Below are 16002 nucleotides of genomic sequence, written 5' to 3'. Positions count from 1 at the left end.
CTATTATTGAGCGACTGCTCAAGTATCCTTGAGCGATCGCTCAAAAAGCAAGCGCCGCCTATCTGCCGGTGCCGAAAGGAATTGCCATGTCGCGTATCGACCGCAAAGACCAGATCATCGCCGCCGCCCTGGAGCTGTTTCGCAGCAAGGGGTTTGCCGATGTGTCCACCCGCGACCTGGCCGAACATGCCGGGTTGTCCCGTAGCCACGTTTATCACTACTTCAGTGATTGGAAGGAGCTGCGCCGCGAAGCCTTTGTGCGGTTTGCCAACGAACAGTTGGACGAAGTGCGGGCGCCTCTGGCAGAAGCACCACCTCTGGAAGCCTTCGTGGGTTTTCTGCGTGACTGCCTTCCGAGCACCGCGGATGCAGGCTGGGCGCTGTGGCTGGATGCCTGGGACGAAGCGATGCAAGACCCGCAAATGGCCCAGGCTTACCTGGTAATCAATGCTCAATGGCAAGGTATGCTCGCCGAAGTGATCGAGCGAGGTGTCGCTGCCAATGTCCTGCGTTGTGACTCGCCACAACGCGCCGCCCGCCAGATCTTTGCCGTGGCGATGGGCTACGCCGACGACTTGATGCTCAAACCCTCCACGGAATCGGCCGAGGCGGCCTTGGATGAAGTGATGGAAGTGGCGCGGTCGCTGCTCGACTTCCCAGAGTCACCCTAGCCAACAGCCGCGGGCCGATACTGCAACGCTTCCGCCAGATGCGCCCGGGTGATGCTATCAGCGTGCTCAAGGTCGGCTAAGGTACGCGCCACTTTGAGCAGCCGATGGGCTGCGCGCAGGGAAAGCGTCAGCCGTTCACAGGCGTTTTCCAGCCAGCATTCGTCGACCTTCGCCAGCTTGCAGTGCTTGCGTAGCCCCGGCAGATCAAGGAAAGCATTCGCACAGCCTTGGCGTTGCTGTTGGCGATCGCGGGCGTGGGCGACCCGTGCCGAGGCCTCGGCCGTGTTATCGCCCGCCTGCCGGGTAGGATTCAACGCGGTGGTTTCTCGCGCCACAGTGAGGTGCAAGTCGATGCGGTCCAGCAGTGGCCCAGAGAGCTTGTTGCGATAGCGCTGGATCTGCTCCGGCGTGCAGCGGCAGCGTCCGCTGGGTTCGCCCATGTACCCGCACGGGCAGGGGTTCATGGCGGCGACCAGTTGGAAGCGGGCAGGGAAGCTCACGCGGTCGCGGGCACGGGAAATTACGATATGCCCTGATTCCAGTGGCTCGCGCAGCACCTCCAACACTTTGCGGTCGAACTCTGGCAGCTCGTCCAGAAACAGCACGCCGTGATGGGCCAGGGTGATTTCTCCCGGTTGCGGCTTTGACCCGCCCCCTACCAACGCCGGGCCCGACGCTGAATGGTGCGGCTGGCGAAACGGCCTGTGGGGCCAGTGGCTCAAGGGCGCCAGGCTGACAACCGACTGAATCGCCGCCACTTCCAACGCTTCCTGCTCACTCAACGGTGGCAACAAACCCGGCAGCCGGCTGGCGAGCAATGTCTTGCCGGTGCCGGGCGGGCCGCTGAACAGCAGGTTATGCGCCCCCGCCGCGGCAATCAGCAGTGCGCGCTTGGCAGCGAGCTGGCCCTGTACTTCGCTCAAGTCCGGGTAAGGCTTGTTCAGGTACAGCAAACCGTCGGATTTGTAGGGCTCGATAGGCTGATGTCCGTTCAGGTGCGCCACCACCTGCAGCAAATGATCCACGGCGATCACTTTCAACCCCGACGCCAGGCAAGCTTCCTCGGCATTCGCTCGCGGCACTATCACGGTGCGTCCGGCCTTGCGTGCCGCCAAGGCCGCCGGCAGCACGCCTTTCACTGCCCGCACTTCACCGGACAGTGCCAGTTCTCCCAGGCATTCCACGTCGTCGAGCGTCAACGCCGGCACCTGCGCGCTGGCCGCCAGGATTCCCAGGGCAATCGCCAGGTCAAAACGCCCGCCGTCCTTGGGCAGGTCGGCGGGCGCCAGGTTCAGCGTGATGCGGCGGGCAGGGTATTGCAGCGCAGAATTGAGAATGGCGCTGCGCACCCGGTCCTTGCTTTCCTTGACCGCCGTTTCCGGCAAGCCCACCAGCGTCAGGGATGGCAAACCATTGGCCATATGCACTTCGACGGTGACGGCGGGGGCTTCCACGCCAATCTGGGCGCGGCTGTGGACGATGGCGAGGGACATGCTCGTTCCTTGAACAATGGAGACCGCTTCCTGCGGTTTCTCAAAGGTAGTCGAGGGAACGGAAGTACAACGAATCAGACTTTTACAGGACGTATCAACGTGCAAAGGCGCCGGGATACTTATCCAGGTAAGCGCTGTTGAGTTGAGTGTCTGGGGTGCGCATAAAGGTGCGGAAATCGGGAATCAGGAACACCAGCAGTGACAACCCCAGCACCATCGCCCCCAGCGACGCGATGGTCAGGGCGACGCCGAGGTAAGCGATCAAGCCATTCATGGCGAAACTGCCCAACGGGCTGGCTGCCGCGGACAGGAAGGACACGGTGGCGAACATCCGGTTGCGATGTTGCTTGGGGGTCGCCAGCAGCCTCACGGCAGAGGTCGGAATGTTGATCAGCATCAGGCCCACCCCACCGCAGAAAAACGCCAGGGGCACGACGACTATCGATGAGAGCGTGCCGGCCAGCCACATATTGCCGCCCAACAGCGCAAAGCCTGCGGCGACACACAGGTCGCGGGACACCCGATAGGTCAACCAACCGGTGATCTTGTAGCTGCCCGCCAGGATGCCCAGGCCGAAGCACGCATCCAGCAGGCCGAGGTAAGTGATCGGGAAGTGGATAACCGTTTTCACGTAGAGCGGCAGCAGGATGGTAAAAAACGGAAACAGGGCAAAGTTGACGAGCATCGCCACAAGGGCCAAGTAGAACTCGACCTTCACCTGATAGACCGCCTTGAACCCCGAGTAAATCATGCGCCAGCCGCTGGCAGCCGGGCTTTGTTCATCGGGGGCGCTGGCGCCGAGGCGGAGTGGGATCGAGGTAATCAGCACTGCCGCGCCAAGCATCGCAAAGAAGTCGACGGTAAACGCCAGCGTGGTGCCGAAGCTGAAAATCAACGCGCTGGCCATGACTGGCCCAAGCAGGTTGGAAATGGACGAGAGCATGCTTTTGGTGCGCATGGCCAGTGAGACCTCATCGTCACGCGCAAACAAGGGAATGATCGATGACTGCAACGGGTCACGCACACCGGCGACGGCACTGCTGACCAGCATCAAGGCGCCGACGCTCCAGGGGTTGAACAGCTGCGTTGCAGACAGAAAAACCATCCACAGCGCGCTCAGCACGCTGGTCAGGGAGGCCAGCCTGAGGATCAGGATCTTGTTGTACTTGTCGCCCAGCCATCCCAGCAGCGGGCGGGCCAGCACCTCTGCCGCGATGGAGCAGGCGATCATGTTGGCGAAGGCGAGGGCGGAACCGGTTTCCTGCAAGGCCCACCACGCCACGGCGAGTTGGTTGCAGCGGCCACCGAGTACCACCAGAAAAAAGCTGAATTGTATTTTCAGCAGGCGCCGGTCGAGGGCCGGCAAGCCCCACATGGACCGATTGATGCCGGTTATTCGCCGGCTGGCGTCAACCGCGCTTCCAGCTCGGCCACTTTAGCCTCCAGGCTTTCCAACCGCGCACGCGTTCGGGCCAGCACTACCATTTGGCTATCAAACTCTTCCCGGCTCACCAAGTCGAGCTTGCTGAAACCGCTTTGCAGCAATGCCTTGAATTGGCTTTCGATTTCATTGCGGGGCAACGGCGTGTCACCGCTGAACAGGCGAGAGGCGTGGCCGCTCAGGGCGTCGAGGAGGTCTTTGGGCGCGAGCATGGGAAATATTCCGGAAAACTGTTGGCCAGCAGTGTATCACGCAGCGTCTATAGTCTTTTTCACGACGGCGGGCGCACGCTTTTCGCGCAGAGGGTCGGGCGGCGGCGCACTGTTTTTGTGCGCATTGCAACCGCCGAAGAGGCCCGCAGGTGGGCATAAGTGGGCAAAGGACTGATTTCAGTGATTTTTACGGAGCTGGCAAGGTTTCTGCTTAGACGATCATGACCCATGCACTGATGCAGTCGCTGTGACGAATGCAGTGCGCCGACGGATCAGGGGTACAGGTTTCGTCACCAGTGGTTCGCTGGCGTCGCAAAGGCAAATGCCGAGGCGACGACGCGTTACAAAGCCAGGCACTGCGCTTAGACTTGAGACGGGTTTGTTTTCCTGGGGCAAGTCCACCAATTCGGGAGAGAGTTTTCATGAAGCTAGTCACTGCCATCATCAAGCCGTTCAAGTTGGACGATGTGCGCGAGTCGTTGTCCGAGATCGGCGTGCAGGGCATTACCGTTACTGAGGTCAAAGGCTTCGGTCGGCAGAAGGGTCATACCGAGCTGTATCGCGGCGCGGAATACGTGGTCGATTTCCTGCCGAAGGTGAAGATTGATGTCGCCATTGACGACAAGGATCTTGATCGGGTTATCGAGGCGATAACCAAGGCCGCCAACACCGGCAAGATTGGTGACGGCAAGATCTTCGTGGTCAATCTGGAACAGGCTATTCGCATCCGTACCGGCGAAACCGATACCGACGCAATCTAAGCCGCCAAACCCCAACGCCCCAGGAGAAAACAATATGACTCTGCGTAAATTCGCAGGGCTCGGAGCCCTGTTGTCCATCGTAATGCCAAGCCTGGCCATGGCGGCAGACGAAGTGGCTGCTCCAGTCCTCAATTCCGGCGACACCGCCTGGATGCTGACCGCCACCGCTTTGGTGCTGTTCATGACCATCCCTGGCCTGGCGCTGTTCTACGGCGGCATGGTCCGCTCCAAGAATATTCTGTCGGTGATGATGCAGTGCTTCGCGATCACCGGCCTGATCAGCATCCTGTGGGTCGTCTACGGCTACAGCATCGCGTTCGATACCACCGGTATGGAACAGGGCGTCGTCAATTTCAACTCCTTCTTCGGCGGCATGGGCAAGGCGTTCCTGGCGGGCGTGACCCCAGCCAGCATCACTGGCCCTGCGGCATTGTTCCCGGAAGCGGTGTTCATTACCTTCCAGATGACCTTCGCCATCATCACCCCGGCGCTGATCGTCGGTGCCTTCGCCGAGCGTATGAAGTTCTCTGCGATGCTGATCTTCATGGCGATCTGGTTCACCCTGGTCTACGCGCCGATCGCGCACATGGTGTGGAGCGGCAACGGTGGCCTGATGTGGGACTGGGGCGTGCTGGACTTCGCCGGCGGCACCGTGGTGCATATCAACGCCGGTGTGGCTGGCCTGGTGGCGTGCATCGTGCTCGGCAAGCGCAAAGGCTTCCCGACCACCCCGATGGCTCCGCACAACCTGGGTTACACCCTGATCGGCGCGGCGATGCTGTGGATCGGCTGGTTCGGCTTCAACGCCGGCTCCGCAGCTGCGGCCAACGGCACTGCCGGCATGGCGATGCTGGTCACCCAGATCGCTACCGCTGCTGCTGCACTGGGCTGGATGTTCGCCGAGTGGATCACCCATGGTAAGCCAAGCGCACTGGGCATTGCCTCGGGCGTAGTCGCTGGTCTGGTTGCAATCACCCCAGCCGCAGGCACCGTGGGCCCGATGGGCGCCCTGGTGATCGGCCTGGTTGCCGGTGTGATCTGCTTCTTCTGCGCCACCAGCCTCAAGCGCAAGCTGGGCTACGACGACTCCCTGGACGCCTTCGGCGTGCACGGTATCGGCGGCATCGTCGGTGCGATCCTCACCGGTGTGTTCGCAGCCCCTGCGCTGGGCGGCTTCGGCACGGTGACTGACATCGCTGCGCAAGTCTGGATCCAGTGCAAAGGCGTTGGCTTCACTGTGATCTACACGGCGATCGTGACCTACATCATCCTCAAGGTGCTGGACATGGTCATGGGCCTGCGGGTGACCGAAGAGGAAGAGGCCGTCGGCCTCGACCTGGCGCAACACAACGAACGCGGCTACAACTTGTAATAGCGTGAAAAAAAGATGCCCGGCTTGCCGGGCATTTTTTTGTCTGTTGTTTGTCAGTCATAACGAGCTGTACCGGTTTTTATCCAGTGTTTGTGATGGGATGCACTCGGCACTTTTCTGCGTGCCAATGTCTTACAGGCATGTGGGCGTATTCGGCACTTTGTTTTTTCCCAGAGCGCGCTAGAATGCGCGCCGATGGGCGGAGAACTGTATGTGGCAACAGACCCTGATTACCCTGCGGGCCAAGCCCCGGGGCTTTCACCTGGTAACCGATGAGTTGCTGGCCGGCTTGCCTGAATTGAAGGCCTGTCGCGTGGGCTTGTTGCATCTGTGGCTGCAGCACACCTCGGCCTCGTTGACCGTCAACGAGAATGCCGACCCGGCGGTTCGCCGTGACTTCGAGCGTTATTTCAACTCGCTGGTGCCCCAAGGCCTTGCAGGGTTTGAACACAACGACGAAGGTCCGGATGACTTGCCGGCGCACTTCAAGGCCAGTCTCCTGGGCTGCCAGCTGAGTTTGCCGGTGAAGGCCGGCCGCTTGGCGATGGGGACCTGGCAAGGTGTTTATCTGGGCGAGCACCGTGATCATGGCGGTGCTCGTAAAGTCCTCGCCACCTTGCACGGTGACGGGGCATAAGCCACTGGTTATCCAGTGGATGTTGATTTTTTTCCGGCAGCCGTCGACAGAGGGTGAAGCTGGGCTATAACTAATCTGCTTTTCGCAAGTCATGAGGTAGAACATGAGCGACGATGATCTGGAAAACGACGAACTCGAAGTAGGTGACGAAGACGACACCGAAGAAGGTCTTGAAGCGGCGGCGGAAGACGTTGCTGACGACGACGGTGGCGATGATGCACCTGTCCCGGCTGCCAAAGGCAAAGCCAAGGCAGCGGTGTCGGTAGACGAATTGCCGAGCGTTGAAGCCAAGAACAAAGAGCGTGATGCCCTGGCCCGTGCGATGGAAGAGTTCCTCGCTAAAGGCGGCAAAGTGCAGGAAGTCGAGGCCAACGTGGTGGCGGATCCACCGAAGAAACCGGATAACAAGTACGGCAGCCGACCTATCTGAGGTCAGTCACCCGCTTGTAGGAAAAGCCCGCCGTCGCTGCGGGCTTTTTCATGCCTGCGGGCAGGTAACCTGTAGGAGCCGGCTTGCCGGCGATGGCGTCCTTGAAATATGTGCTGGACTCAAGGGGCTCATCGCCGGCAAGCCAGCTCCTACAGGTTGATTATTTCCAGCTCTGGAGCAGTGGCGCCAGCTCGTTCAAGTTGCGAATCTCTGCGTCAGGGCGCTTATCGGCGTCCCATTTTTTGCCCGTCGGGTTAAACCACACCGCTCGAAGCCCTGCCTGCTGCGCCCCAGCAATGTCATCCCCTGGGTGATCGCCAACGTGCACCGTTGCATTGGCATCCACCCCACCACGCTGCAACGCCTCCTGAAACAACCGCGCATCCGGCTTGGCAATGCCGATATCTTCGGCGCGCAAGGCAAAATGAAAGTAATCCGCCAGGCCAACACGCTGCACGTCGGCATTGCCGTTGGTGATCACCCCCAGCAGGAAGTGCCGGCGCAGCGCCCGGAGCATGGGCTCCGCTTCGGGGAAGGGGGTGAGTTGGTGCCGCGCGTGAATGAACGCTTCGAAGCACACATCCGCCATTTGCGTAGCCTCGGGCTGTGGATAACCGGCTTCTTCAAACGCATGCATCAACACCCGGTGGCGCAGGATGCTGATTCGGTGTTTCAGCTCGGGATGGCGTTCCAGCACCTGTTGGCGAAGACTGGCAAAGTGCTCCAGCGGCAAATCGCCGACCTTGGCGGCGTTAAGCGCCAGCCATTCTCGCATCGACGCTTCGGCACTGATGATGACGGGTACGTTGTCCCAGAGTGTGTCGTCCAGGTCGAAGGTGATCAGCTTGATACTCATGAGTCGCCGCCCTTGATTCGTTTGGCCCGTGGATGGGCGCTGTCGTACACCGTTGCCAGGTGTTGGAAGTCCAGATGGGTGTAGATCTGTGTGGTCTTGATGTCGGAGTGGCCGAGCAGCTCTTGAACCGCGCGCAGGTCCTGGGATGATTCCAGCAGGTGGCTGGCAAAAGAGTGCCGCAGCATGTGTGGGTGCAGGTTCTGGCCCAGCTCGCGCTCGCCAGCGGCCTTGACCCGCACTTGAATCGCCCGTGGCCCCAGGCGCCGGCCTTGCTGGCTGACAAACACCGCATCATCCGCCGGATTGGTCAGCAGGCGCAGCGGTAACCACAGGAGCAAGGCTTCGCGGGCTTTGCGGCCCACCGGCAACACGCGGGTCTTGCTGCCTTTACCGAGTACCTGCACCAGGCCGTCCGCCAAGTCCAACTGGTCGAGATTCAAGCCAGTCAGCTCCGACAGGCGCAGGCCCGATGAATAGAACAGCTCAAGGATGGCCTGGTCGCGATGGGCCAGGAAGTCATCTTCAACGGCGCCATCCAGCAATTGCAGGGCGCGGTCGGTATCCAGGGTCTTGGGCAGGCGCCGTTCGCCCTTGGGTGGTGACAGGCCGTTGGCCGGGTCGTGATCGCACAGGCCTTCGCGGTTCAAATAGTGATAGAGCCCGCGTACCGCCGAGAGCAGTCGCGACAGGCTGCGCGAGGATTGACCTGCCTGGTGCAGGCGTGCGATCAGGCTGCGCAGGCTCTGGATATCCAGGGCCTTCCAGCTGCCGATCTGTTGTTTTTCGCAGTACGCCAGGACCTTGTTCAAGTCCCGCCGGTAGGCTTCCAGGGTATGGGGCGACACCTGGCGCTCGTTGCGCAGGTGAGCGCAATAAGCGTCCAGTTGCCGTTCCATGGCTAGCGCACCGCGCGCAGGGCGGTGGTGAAGCGCGGCAGGACGCGGCCCAGTACCTCGGCGATGTAGGTCAGGAACAGCGTGCCCACTGAGCTTTTGTAATGCTGTGGATCACGGCTGGCGATGGCCAGCACGCCGTGCAGGCCTTGATGGCTGAGCGCGACTACCGCCGTGGAACCGATCTGCTTGCGCTGTTCGGCACCAAACAGGAAGTCCAGCTCATGTTCGCGCAAGGTGCCGCTGATGGTCTTGCCTTCGGACAGCAGGCCGCCGATGGCGGTTTGTGCGTCGCTGCCACTGACCCAGCGTCCCACCGGCATCGGGTTGTCGCTGAACAGGATCAGGCTCACGAACGGCACCTGGAAGTCCTGGCGCAGGCTGTCTTCCACGGCGATCACCGTTTCTTCCAGGCTGGTAGCGTCCATCAGGGTCAGGATCAGGCGGCGGGTTTTCTCGAACAGGCGGTCGTTGTCGCGGGCGACGTCCATCAGGTGCGAGAGCTTGTGGCGCATCTCGATATTACGCTCGCGCAGGATCTTCATCTGCCGCTCCACCAGCGACACCGTGTCACCACGTTGGTGGGGGATGCGCAGCGCCGGCAGCAGTTCTTCGTGCTCGACGAAGAAGTCCGGATTAGCCTCAAGGTACGCCGCGACGGCATCGGCCTCCAGACTTTCGCTCGGGAACGCTTCTGCGGGTACTTGAGGCTTATCGGTCATTGGATTGGCTCACTCATAGACGGACCTGTCCTTCGTATACGCGCGAGGCCGGCCCGGTCATCATCACCGGGTGGCCTGGGCCTGCCCACTCGATGGACAAGCGTCCACCGGGCAGGTCGATCAGCAGCGGCGAATCCATCCACCCCTGGCTGATCGCGGCCACGGCAGCGGCGCATGCACCGGTACCGCAGGCCTGGGTTTCGCCGGCGCCGCGTTCCCATACACGCAATTGCGCGCGGGTACGGTCGATCACCTGCAGGAAACCCACGTTGACCCGCGCCGGAAAGCGCGGGTGGTGTTCGATTTTCGGCCCCAATTCATGCACGGGGGCGTTATTGATGTCGTTGACCCGCAGCACCGCATGAGGGTTACCCATGGACACGGCGGCGATATCGATGGTCTTGCCATCAACGTCCAGCGCGTAGCTGACAGCTTGCTCGGTAGCCTGGAACGGGATGTCCGCCGGCACCAGGCGTGGCGCGCCCATGTTGACACTGATCTGGCCATCACTGCGGATATCCAGCTCGATCACGCCACTCTTGGTCTCGACGCGGATCTGCCGCTTGGCGGTCAGGCGCTTGTCCAGCACAAAGCGGGCGAAGCAGCGTGCGCCGTTGCCGCACTGTTCCACTTCGGAACCGTCGGAGTTGAAGATCCGGTAACGGAAATCCACCTCCGGGTTGCTCGGCGCTTCGACGATCAGCAATTGGTCGAAACCAATGCCGGTGTGACGGTCGCCCCACTGTTTAGCGTGCTTGGGCAGGATATGCGCGTGCTGGCTGACCAGGTCGAGGACCATGAAATCATTGCCCAGCCCGTGCATCTTGGTAAAACGCAGCAGCATGGCTTACTCCGGCAGCAGGCTTTCGCCAGCATACAACTCGGCTACCGTCTCGCGGCGACGCACTTCAAACGCTTGATCACCGTCCACCAACACCTCGGCGGTACGGCCGCGGGTGTTGTAGTTGGAACTCATGACAAACCCGTAGGCACCGGCCGAATGCACGGCCAGCAGATCGCCTTCTTCCAGGGCCAGCTGACGGTCCTTGGCCAAGAAGTCGCCGGTCTCGCAGATCGGGCCGACGATGTCGTAGGCGCGGGCTTCGCTGGCGCGCGGCGTCACGGCGGTGACATTCATCCAGGCCTGGTACAGCGCCGGGCGGATCAGGTCGTTCATCGCCGCATCGACGATGGCGAAATCCTTGTGCTCGGTGTGCTTGAGGTACTCGACCTGGGTCAGCAGCACGCCGGCATTGGCGACGATATAGCGGCCAGGCTCGAACATCAGCGTCAGGTCACGGCCTTCGATGCGCTCGCGCACAGCCTGGATATAGTCGGCAATCAGCGGCGGCTCTTCGTCGCGATAACGCACGCCCACGCCACCACCGAGGTCGATGTGGTGCAGGTAGATGCCGCATTCACCGAGACGGTCGATCAACGCCAGCAGGCGGTCGAGCGCATCCAGGAACGGCGGCAGCGTGGTCAGTTGCGAGCCGATATGGCAGTCGACACCCAGCACTTCCAGGTTCGGCAGTTGCGCGGCGCGGATGTATACGTCCTCGGCGTCGGCAATGGCGATGCCGAACTTGTTCTCTTTGAGACCGGTGGAAATGTATGGGTGGGTGCCGGCATCGACGTCCGGGTTGACGCGCAGGGAGATCGGCGCGCGAACGCCCATTTCGGCGGCCACGACCTGCAGGCGTTCCAGCTCGTCGGTGGATTCGATGTTGAAGCAATGCACGCCGACTTCCAGGGCGCGGCGCATGTCATCGCGGGTCTTGCCGACGCCGGAGAACACGATCTTGTCAGCCTTGCCGCCAGCGGCCAGTACACGTTCCAGCTCGCCACGCGACACGATGTCGAAACCAGCGCCGAGGCGGGCCAGGACATTCAGTACGCCGAGGTTGGAGTTGGCCTTGACCGCGTAGCACACCAGGTGCGGCGCACCGTCGAGGGCATCGGTGAACGAGCGGTACTGGGCTTCGATATGCGCACGGGAATACACATAGGTTGGGGTGCCAAAGCGCTGGGCAATCGCGGACAACGCCACGCCTTCCGCGAACAGCTCGCCGTCCCGGTAGTTAAAAGCGTCCATGGAAGTCCCTTATTCGTAGGTGTCGTGCTTATGCGCTTTGGAAGGCTTTTGCGACGATTGCGCCTGTTCATTCGGATCTTTGCTGTCATCGGGCAGGTACAGCGGGCCTTTTTGACCACAGGCACTAACGAGGCAAGCGACCGCGACGAGCGCAGCAAGGGAAGAGATCAGGCGCTTCATGGCGAAATCCTTGAATATGCATTAATTGCGCCCGAGTATACCGACCACCCGCCAGCTTGCCTATGCGCTGGAATACCCGTCCGGCGGGGGTTTGCCGACACGGCCGGGAAGCGGACTACGCTGCTTGAGGATTTTTCACACCGTCAATCGTGTTGAAATCGGTATCCTTTGCAATCGGCGGGGCTCGCCCGTATCGTGCGGCGCTTGAGCAAAACCAGACACTTTTGAGGTTGCCACAATGAGTTTGACCGAAGCCCGTTTTCACGACCTGGTGGATTCGACCCAGCAGGCGCTGGAAGATATTTTCGACGACAGCGGCCTGGACGTGGACCTGGAAAACTCAGCCGGCGTGCTGACCGTCAAGTTCGAAAGCGGCCAGCAACTGATCTTCAGTCGCCAGGAGCCGCTGCGTCAGCTGTGGCTGGCGGCGCGCTCCGGTGGCGTGCACTTCGACTACGACGAAGAAAGCGGCAAATGGCAGTGCGACAAGAGTGAAGAGCTGCTGAGTGAAATGCTCGTGCGCCTGGTCAGCGAGTACACCGGCGTCGACCTGGATTTCGACGAGATCTGATGGTGACCCAGCCTGCACCCGCCCGCCCGCCCAAGCCGCTGTTCAGTAATGTCAGCCCCGCGGTGCCATCACCTTGTATCAGTTTGTGTCGCCTGGATGAGCAGAAAGTCTGCCTCGGCTGCTTCCGCCACGTGGAAGACATCCGTGAATGGCGCTCTGCCGACGACGCGCGGCGCCGGGTGATCTGCGCCGAGGCCGAGCAGCGCCGGGCCCACGCCTGAGCCCGTCTTGTTTATTTGTGACGCTGTGGTAGTGTCCGGGTACGCCTCAACTCATCGAGGCCCGTGAGAACCCCGCCTTTTCCTGGCGGGGTTTTGCTTTTTTGTGCAGGAAAAAGGAGTCTGCCTGAATCATGACCACCGCACCGTCCATCATCCTCACCCGTCTTGACGTGCAGCGTCTGGAGCAACTGATCGACCGCTTGGGCGACGAATCTCCCGGTGTCGAAGCGTTGCAAGCCGAACTCGACCGCGCCGAAGACGTGGTTGGTCACGATGAAGTGCCTGCGGGTGTCGTGACCATGAACTCCAGCGTGCATTGCCGTGAGCAAGGCAGCGGCAAGGACTACCACCTGACCCTGGTCTACCCGAAACACGCCAATGCGGACGAAGGCAAGATTTCGATCCTGGCGCCGGTCGGCAGCGCTTTGCTCGGCCTGAAGGTTGGGCAGCACATCGATTGGCCGGCTCCGGGTGGCAAGACGCTCAAGCTGGAATTGCTCAGCGTTGAAGGCCAGCCCAAGGATGGCGGCGCCTTCCCTCTCTAAATCTGACTCAGCGCCACGTTGAGCGACAGCTCCAGCTCGGCCTTGTAACGCAGGTACAGGTTGCTCGGGCTTTGCACATCGCCGAGCAGGCCGGACAGGTCCAGGTCGGTGATGTAGCAGCGGTAACGCTCGATCTCCCGGCGTTGCCCGACGATTTCCTGGGCGACCACTGCAAAGAGTTGGTCGCCAAATTCCAGTTCGGAAAACTCTCGCTGATTGCAGTACAAGGTAATGCCCACCTGGCCTGGGGCGGCCTTGCCGATAATCGCCTGCACGTCGTAAAACGGTTTGTTCGCCGGGTTCAGCGGCGCAGGTCGAGGTTCGATGCCGCGCGCGCGGCCGTTGCCAGATGGCAATAGCTGGTAATACAAGACCTGTACCGCGCCCAGCGGCTCTTGCGGGTCCAGCGGCGACAGCGCGTCCCGGCGATAAATGATCGACTGCAAGAAACGCTGCAACGGCGCCAACAGGCTCTGTTCATCGTGAAACGGCAGGCGCTGTTGCCAGAGCGCGTTGAATTCATCCAGCACATACAGTTCGGCGAAGCCTTCGTTAACCCGGTAGAACACCTGCACGCAATCGGCCATCCCCATCGGCAGCAGCAACGCCAGGTCGTGGTCTTCCAGGGCCATGGCGTCCAGGTGCAACGGGCTGTAGTTGGCTAATTCTTCGCTGAGGTAGGCGATCAGCGCATCCTGGGTCGGCAGGGATACATGGGTGGCCTGGCCCGGAATCAGCTCCATGACGTGATAGTGCTGCTGCACTTGAAGCAAATAGCGGTGATTGCCCTGGCCGAGCAGCAGGTTCTGCGCGGTGTCGAAGATTTCTTCCACGCGCTGGGCAATGAATTGCGCACGGTTGTGACAGAAACAGCGTACCCGCAGGCGTGGCAGATGGTCCGGCGGCAACTGGTTAAGGTAGTCGCGCAGGCAGTCGAGCAGCGCGTGCGGGCCGTCAAAGCGGCTGACCATCACCTCGTTCCAGCTGTTGAGCGTGACCTGGTCCAGGGTCAGCACCAGGTTGTCGCGTACACCGGCATAGCTCAGGGAGTCGGTGCGCTCGGTGGTCATCAGGATATTCAGGTCGCGGTGATGCTTGAGCGGGTCGACGCCGACGTTGATCAGCAACAACACTTCCTCCGGCACGGCCGAGCGCAGCAGGCGCTCTTCATCCACACTGGCCAGGGGCAGGGCGATGGTTTGTTGCAGGCTGCCCAGCAGGTTGAACAGCTCGAATTCGGTCATGTCGCTGGTGCCGGGGTGCAAGGCCAGGCGGGTGCTGCTGTCGATCACGCCGTTGCGATGGCACCAAGTGAGCATTTCCAGCAGGTCGCGGCTGCGCTTGATCGGCGCAAAATGCTCCCATTCCAGCGCCGTGAGGTTACCGTTGTAAAGGCCCCAGTGGTGCTGGCCCGGCTCCTTGCGGTTGGGCGATTGCACCAGGGTCAGGGTGTCTTCGGCCAAGTCCGGGGCAATGCCGGGGTTGATGAACTCGACCTTGCCGGCCTTGCGTTCAAAGGCGGCGTACAGGCGCCTACCCAGCACATTGAGGTCGCGCTTGTTGATCAGGCTGACCGTTTGTTCGGTGCGGGCGAATTGGTTCAGGAAGCGGTAACTGTAATTGAGCTCGCTGACCAGCGCCCGACGCTCGGAGGCAACTTGGCGCACCTTCCATTGACTGCGGCTGTCGAGCAACGCCAATTGGCGCTGGTCCCAGCCCCATTCATGGGCCAGGCGCTCCAGCAGCAGGCGTTGCCAACTGGTGGTGCGCTGGCCCGCGCTGAGCTTGCGGTTGACCTTCAGGTACAGCGCGCGCCGCACCAGTTCCAGGCGCTCGGGCTCGTTGCGGGCCTTGAGGTATTCCTCGATGCGGCGATACACCACGATGTACGGGTCCAGCTCATCCAGATCCATCTGGTTGGCGAACACCGCTCGCTTGAAGCGCAGGCTCAGGCAGTGCACGTTCGGGTGTTCGCTGGCGTAGACCTCGGTCAGCAGCAGCTTGAGCACGGATTTGTAGGGTGACTCGATGCCTTTGAACAGTTGCCACAGCCCGGCACCAATGAATTCGCCTGGGGGAATGCGCGCCAGGTGACCCAGGTCGAGGGTTTCGTCGGCGCGGATAAAACGCTTGGAAATCAGCGTGTGGGTGAACTCGGCATAACGGGTTTCTTCATACACTGGCACCAGCCACCAGATCGGTGTGCGTCCGGCCAGCCAGATGGCGGTGCGGTAGAACTCATCCAGCAACAGGTAATGCTGGGTGGTGCCGCAGTCGTCGGAGCTCAGTTGCGTGTCGCGCTCTCCGAGCACAAAGCGTGTCGGCTCGATCAGGAAGAAGTGCGCCTCGGCGCCCATGGTCAGGGCCCAGGCCTCCAGCAACTGGCACTTTTTGCGCAGTTCGGCCAGCTCAGTTTCGCTCAGGTCCGCGGCGTGACACACCCACACATCCATATCGCTCTGGTCAGCCTGGGCCAGGGTGCCCAGGCTGCCCATCAGGAACAGGCCATGGATCGGTCGCGGCGGGTTGCCGTGGCGCGGTTTGTAGGAGAACGAACGGGTCAGGCGCTGGGCTTCGGTGAGGGCTTGGGTGTCCGGTTCGTAATTAGACAAGCCTGCCGGCGTACTGCCCGACACATAACCTGGCAGCAACGGATGGTTGACGTGGAAAAACAGCGGCAACAGGTTCAGCACGCTTTGCTGGCGCGGCGTCAGCCCCTCGATGGCCCGGGCCATGCGGCCTTCATTGAGGGCCATGAACCGCGCGCGCAACTGGGCCAGCACCTTGCGGTCGATGCCTTCGTCCAGGTCGGGGCGGATTTCATGGGTGCGGGTCATGTCGAACTCGGTGGCTCGCAGGGCCCGACGTGGGCGGCCGTGTAGGAGTTTACAGCCAGTAGCGT

The 16002-nt window shown here is 61.4% G+C and carries 18 protein-coding genes; 8 read left to right on the top strand and 10 right to left on the bottom strand.

Going from position 1 to position 16002, the window contains the following annotated elements; genetic code table 11:
- The first annotated feature begins 86 nt into the window (after positions 1-86).
- Positions 87-671: a TetR/AcrR family transcriptional regulator gene (locus tag U367_RS0120790; RefSeq protein ID WP_028618453.1), complete on the top strand. Its 585-nt coding sequence runs from the start codon at positions 87-89 to the stop codon at positions 669-671.
- Here U367_RS0120790 and U367_RS0120785 read toward each other — a convergent pair.
- The 3 genes from U367_RS0120785 to U367_RS0120775 form a co-directional block, all read right to left on the bottom strand.
- On the bottom strand, positions 668-2164 hold the full coding sequence (locus tag U367_RS0120785) for a YifB family Mg chelatase-like AAA ATPase (RefSeq protein ID WP_028618452.1): 1497 nt from the start codon (positions 2162-2164) through the stop codon (positions 668-670). The two genes, U367_RS0120790 and U367_RS0120785, sit on opposite strands and share 4 nt — an antisense overlap.
- A 94-nt stretch (positions 2165-2258) precedes the next feature.
- Positions 2259-3539 (bottom strand): MFS transporter, encoded by a 1281-nt coding sequence (locus U367_RS0120780; RefSeq protein WP_032864417.1) that lies wholly within the window; start codon positions 3537-3539, stop codon positions 2259-2261.
- Positions 3540-3556: 17 nt separating this feature from the next.
- The gene (locus tag U367_RS0120775; protein ID WP_010207460.1) at positions 3557-3817 is read right to left on the bottom strand and encodes an accessory factor UbiK family protein; all 261 of its coding nucleotides are present in this window, start codon (positions 3815-3817) and stop codon (positions 3557-3559) included.
- Positions 3818-4239: 422 nt separating this feature from the next.
- Here U367_RS0120775 and glnK point away from each other — a divergent pair, with 422 nt between their 5' ends.
- The 4 genes from glnK (at position 4240) to sutA (ending at position 7017) form a co-directional block, all read left to right on the top strand.
- Positions 4240-4578: a P-II family nitrogen regulator gene (gene glnK, locus U367_RS0120770; protein WP_002555808.1), complete on the top strand. Its 339-nt coding sequence runs from the start codon at positions 4240-4242 to the stop codon at positions 4576-4578.
- Positions 4579-4612: 34 nt separating this feature from the next.
- Positions 4613-5950 carry an ammonium transporter gene (locus tag U367_RS0120765; protein WP_016975881.1) on the top strand — a complete coding sequence of 446 codons (1338 nt, stop codon included), beginning with the start codon at positions 4613-4615 and terminating at the stop codon, positions 5948-5950.
- Between the two features lie 211 nt (positions 5951-6161).
- Positions 6162-6587: a secondary thiamine-phosphate synthase enzyme YjbQ gene (locus U367_RS0120760; protein ID WP_010567185.1), complete on the top strand. Its 426-nt coding sequence runs from the start codon at positions 6162-6164 to the stop codon at positions 6585-6587.
- Between the two features lie 103 nt (positions 6588-6690).
- Complete coding sequence (sutA, locus tag U367_RS0120755; protein ID WP_015886504.1) at positions 6691-7017, top strand: transcriptional regulator SutA; 327 nt, start codon at positions 6691-6693, stop codon at positions 7015-7017.
- 160 nt (positions 7018-7177) lie between these two features.
- Here the strand turns inward: sutA and U367_RS0120750 are convergent, their stop codons facing one another.
- Genes U367_RS0120750 through lptM form a run of 6 tightly spaced genes read right to left on the bottom strand, consistent with a single transcriptional unit; the run spans position 7178 to position 11763 of the window.
- Positions 7178-7873: an HAD family hydrolase gene (locus U367_RS0120750; RefSeq protein WP_028618450.1), complete on the bottom strand. Its 696-nt coding sequence runs from the start codon at positions 7871-7873 to the stop codon at positions 7178-7180.
- Positions 7870-8769, bottom strand: coding sequence for a tyrosine recombinase XerC (gene xerC, locus U367_RS0120745; RefSeq protein ID WP_028618449.1), 900 nt, complete (start codon positions 8767-8769; stop codon positions 7870-7872). The genes U367_RS0120750 and xerC overlap by 4 nt, the downstream gene beginning before the upstream one ends.
- A gap of 2 nt (positions 8770-8771) precedes the next feature.
- Positions 8772-9488: a DUF484 family protein gene (locus U367_RS0120740; protein ID WP_028618448.1), complete on the bottom strand. Its 717-nt coding sequence runs from the start codon at positions 9486-9488 to the stop codon at positions 8772-8774.
- Between the two features lie 13 nt (positions 9489-9501).
- Positions 9502-10332: a diaminopimelate epimerase gene (gene dapF, locus U367_RS0120735; protein WP_028618447.1), complete on the bottom strand. Its 831-nt coding sequence runs from the start codon at positions 10330-10332 to the stop codon at positions 9502-9504.
- Between the two features lie 3 nt (positions 10333-10335).
- Positions 10336-11583, bottom strand: coding sequence for a diaminopimelate decarboxylase (lysA, locus tag U367_RS0120730; protein WP_028618446.1), 1248 nt, complete (start codon positions 11581-11583; stop codon positions 10336-10338).
- Positions 11584-11592: 9 nt separating this feature from the next.
- Complete coding sequence (lptM, locus tag U367_RS1000000131085) at positions 11593-11763, bottom strand: LPS translocon maturation chaperone LptM (protein WP_010207449.1); 171 nt, start codon at positions 11761-11763, stop codon at positions 11593-11595.
- Between the two features lie 238 nt (positions 11764-12001).
- On the opposite strand from lptM, the gene cyaY reads away from it, so the two are divergent.
- The 3 genes from cyaY to rnk all read left to right on the top strand — a co-directional run bounded on the left by cyaY (position 12002) and on the right by rnk (position 13100).
- Positions 12002-12334 (top strand): iron donor protein CyaY, encoded by a 333-nt coding sequence (cyaY, locus tag U367_RS0120720; RefSeq protein ID WP_028618445.1) that lies wholly within the window; start codon positions 12002-12004, stop codon positions 12332-12334.
- 2 nt (positions 12335-12336) lie between these two features.
- Entirely contained in the window at positions 12337-12555 is a 219-nt protein-coding gene (locus U367_RS0120715; RefSeq protein ID WP_028618444.1) for a DUF1289 domain-containing protein, read from the top strand.
- Positions 12556-12686: 131 nt separating this feature from the next.
- Positions 12687-13100 carry a nucleoside diphosphate kinase regulator gene (gene rnk, locus U367_RS0120710; RefSeq protein WP_028618443.1) on the top strand — a complete coding sequence of 138 codons (414 nt, stop codon included), beginning with the start codon at positions 12687-12689 and terminating at the stop codon, positions 13098-13100.
- Here rnk and U367_RS0120705 read toward each other — a convergent pair.
- Positions 13097-15937, bottom strand: a complete 2841-nt coding sequence (locus U367_RS0120705) for a class I adenylate cyclase (protein ID WP_028618442.1) — start codon at positions 15935-15937, stop codon at positions 13097-13099. The genes rnk and U367_RS0120705 overlap by 4 nt on opposite strands.
- Positions 15938-16002 lie beyond the last annotated feature (65 nt).

This window comes from Pseudomonas canadensis (genome assembly GCF_000503215.1).
Taxonomy (GTDB): domain Bacteria; phylum Pseudomonadota; class Gammaproteobacteria; order Pseudomonadales; family Pseudomonadaceae; genus Aquipseudomonas; species Aquipseudomonas canadensis.
Note: the sequence above shows the minus strand (reverse complement) of the source record. Positions and strands in the feature narration are given on the sequence as shown.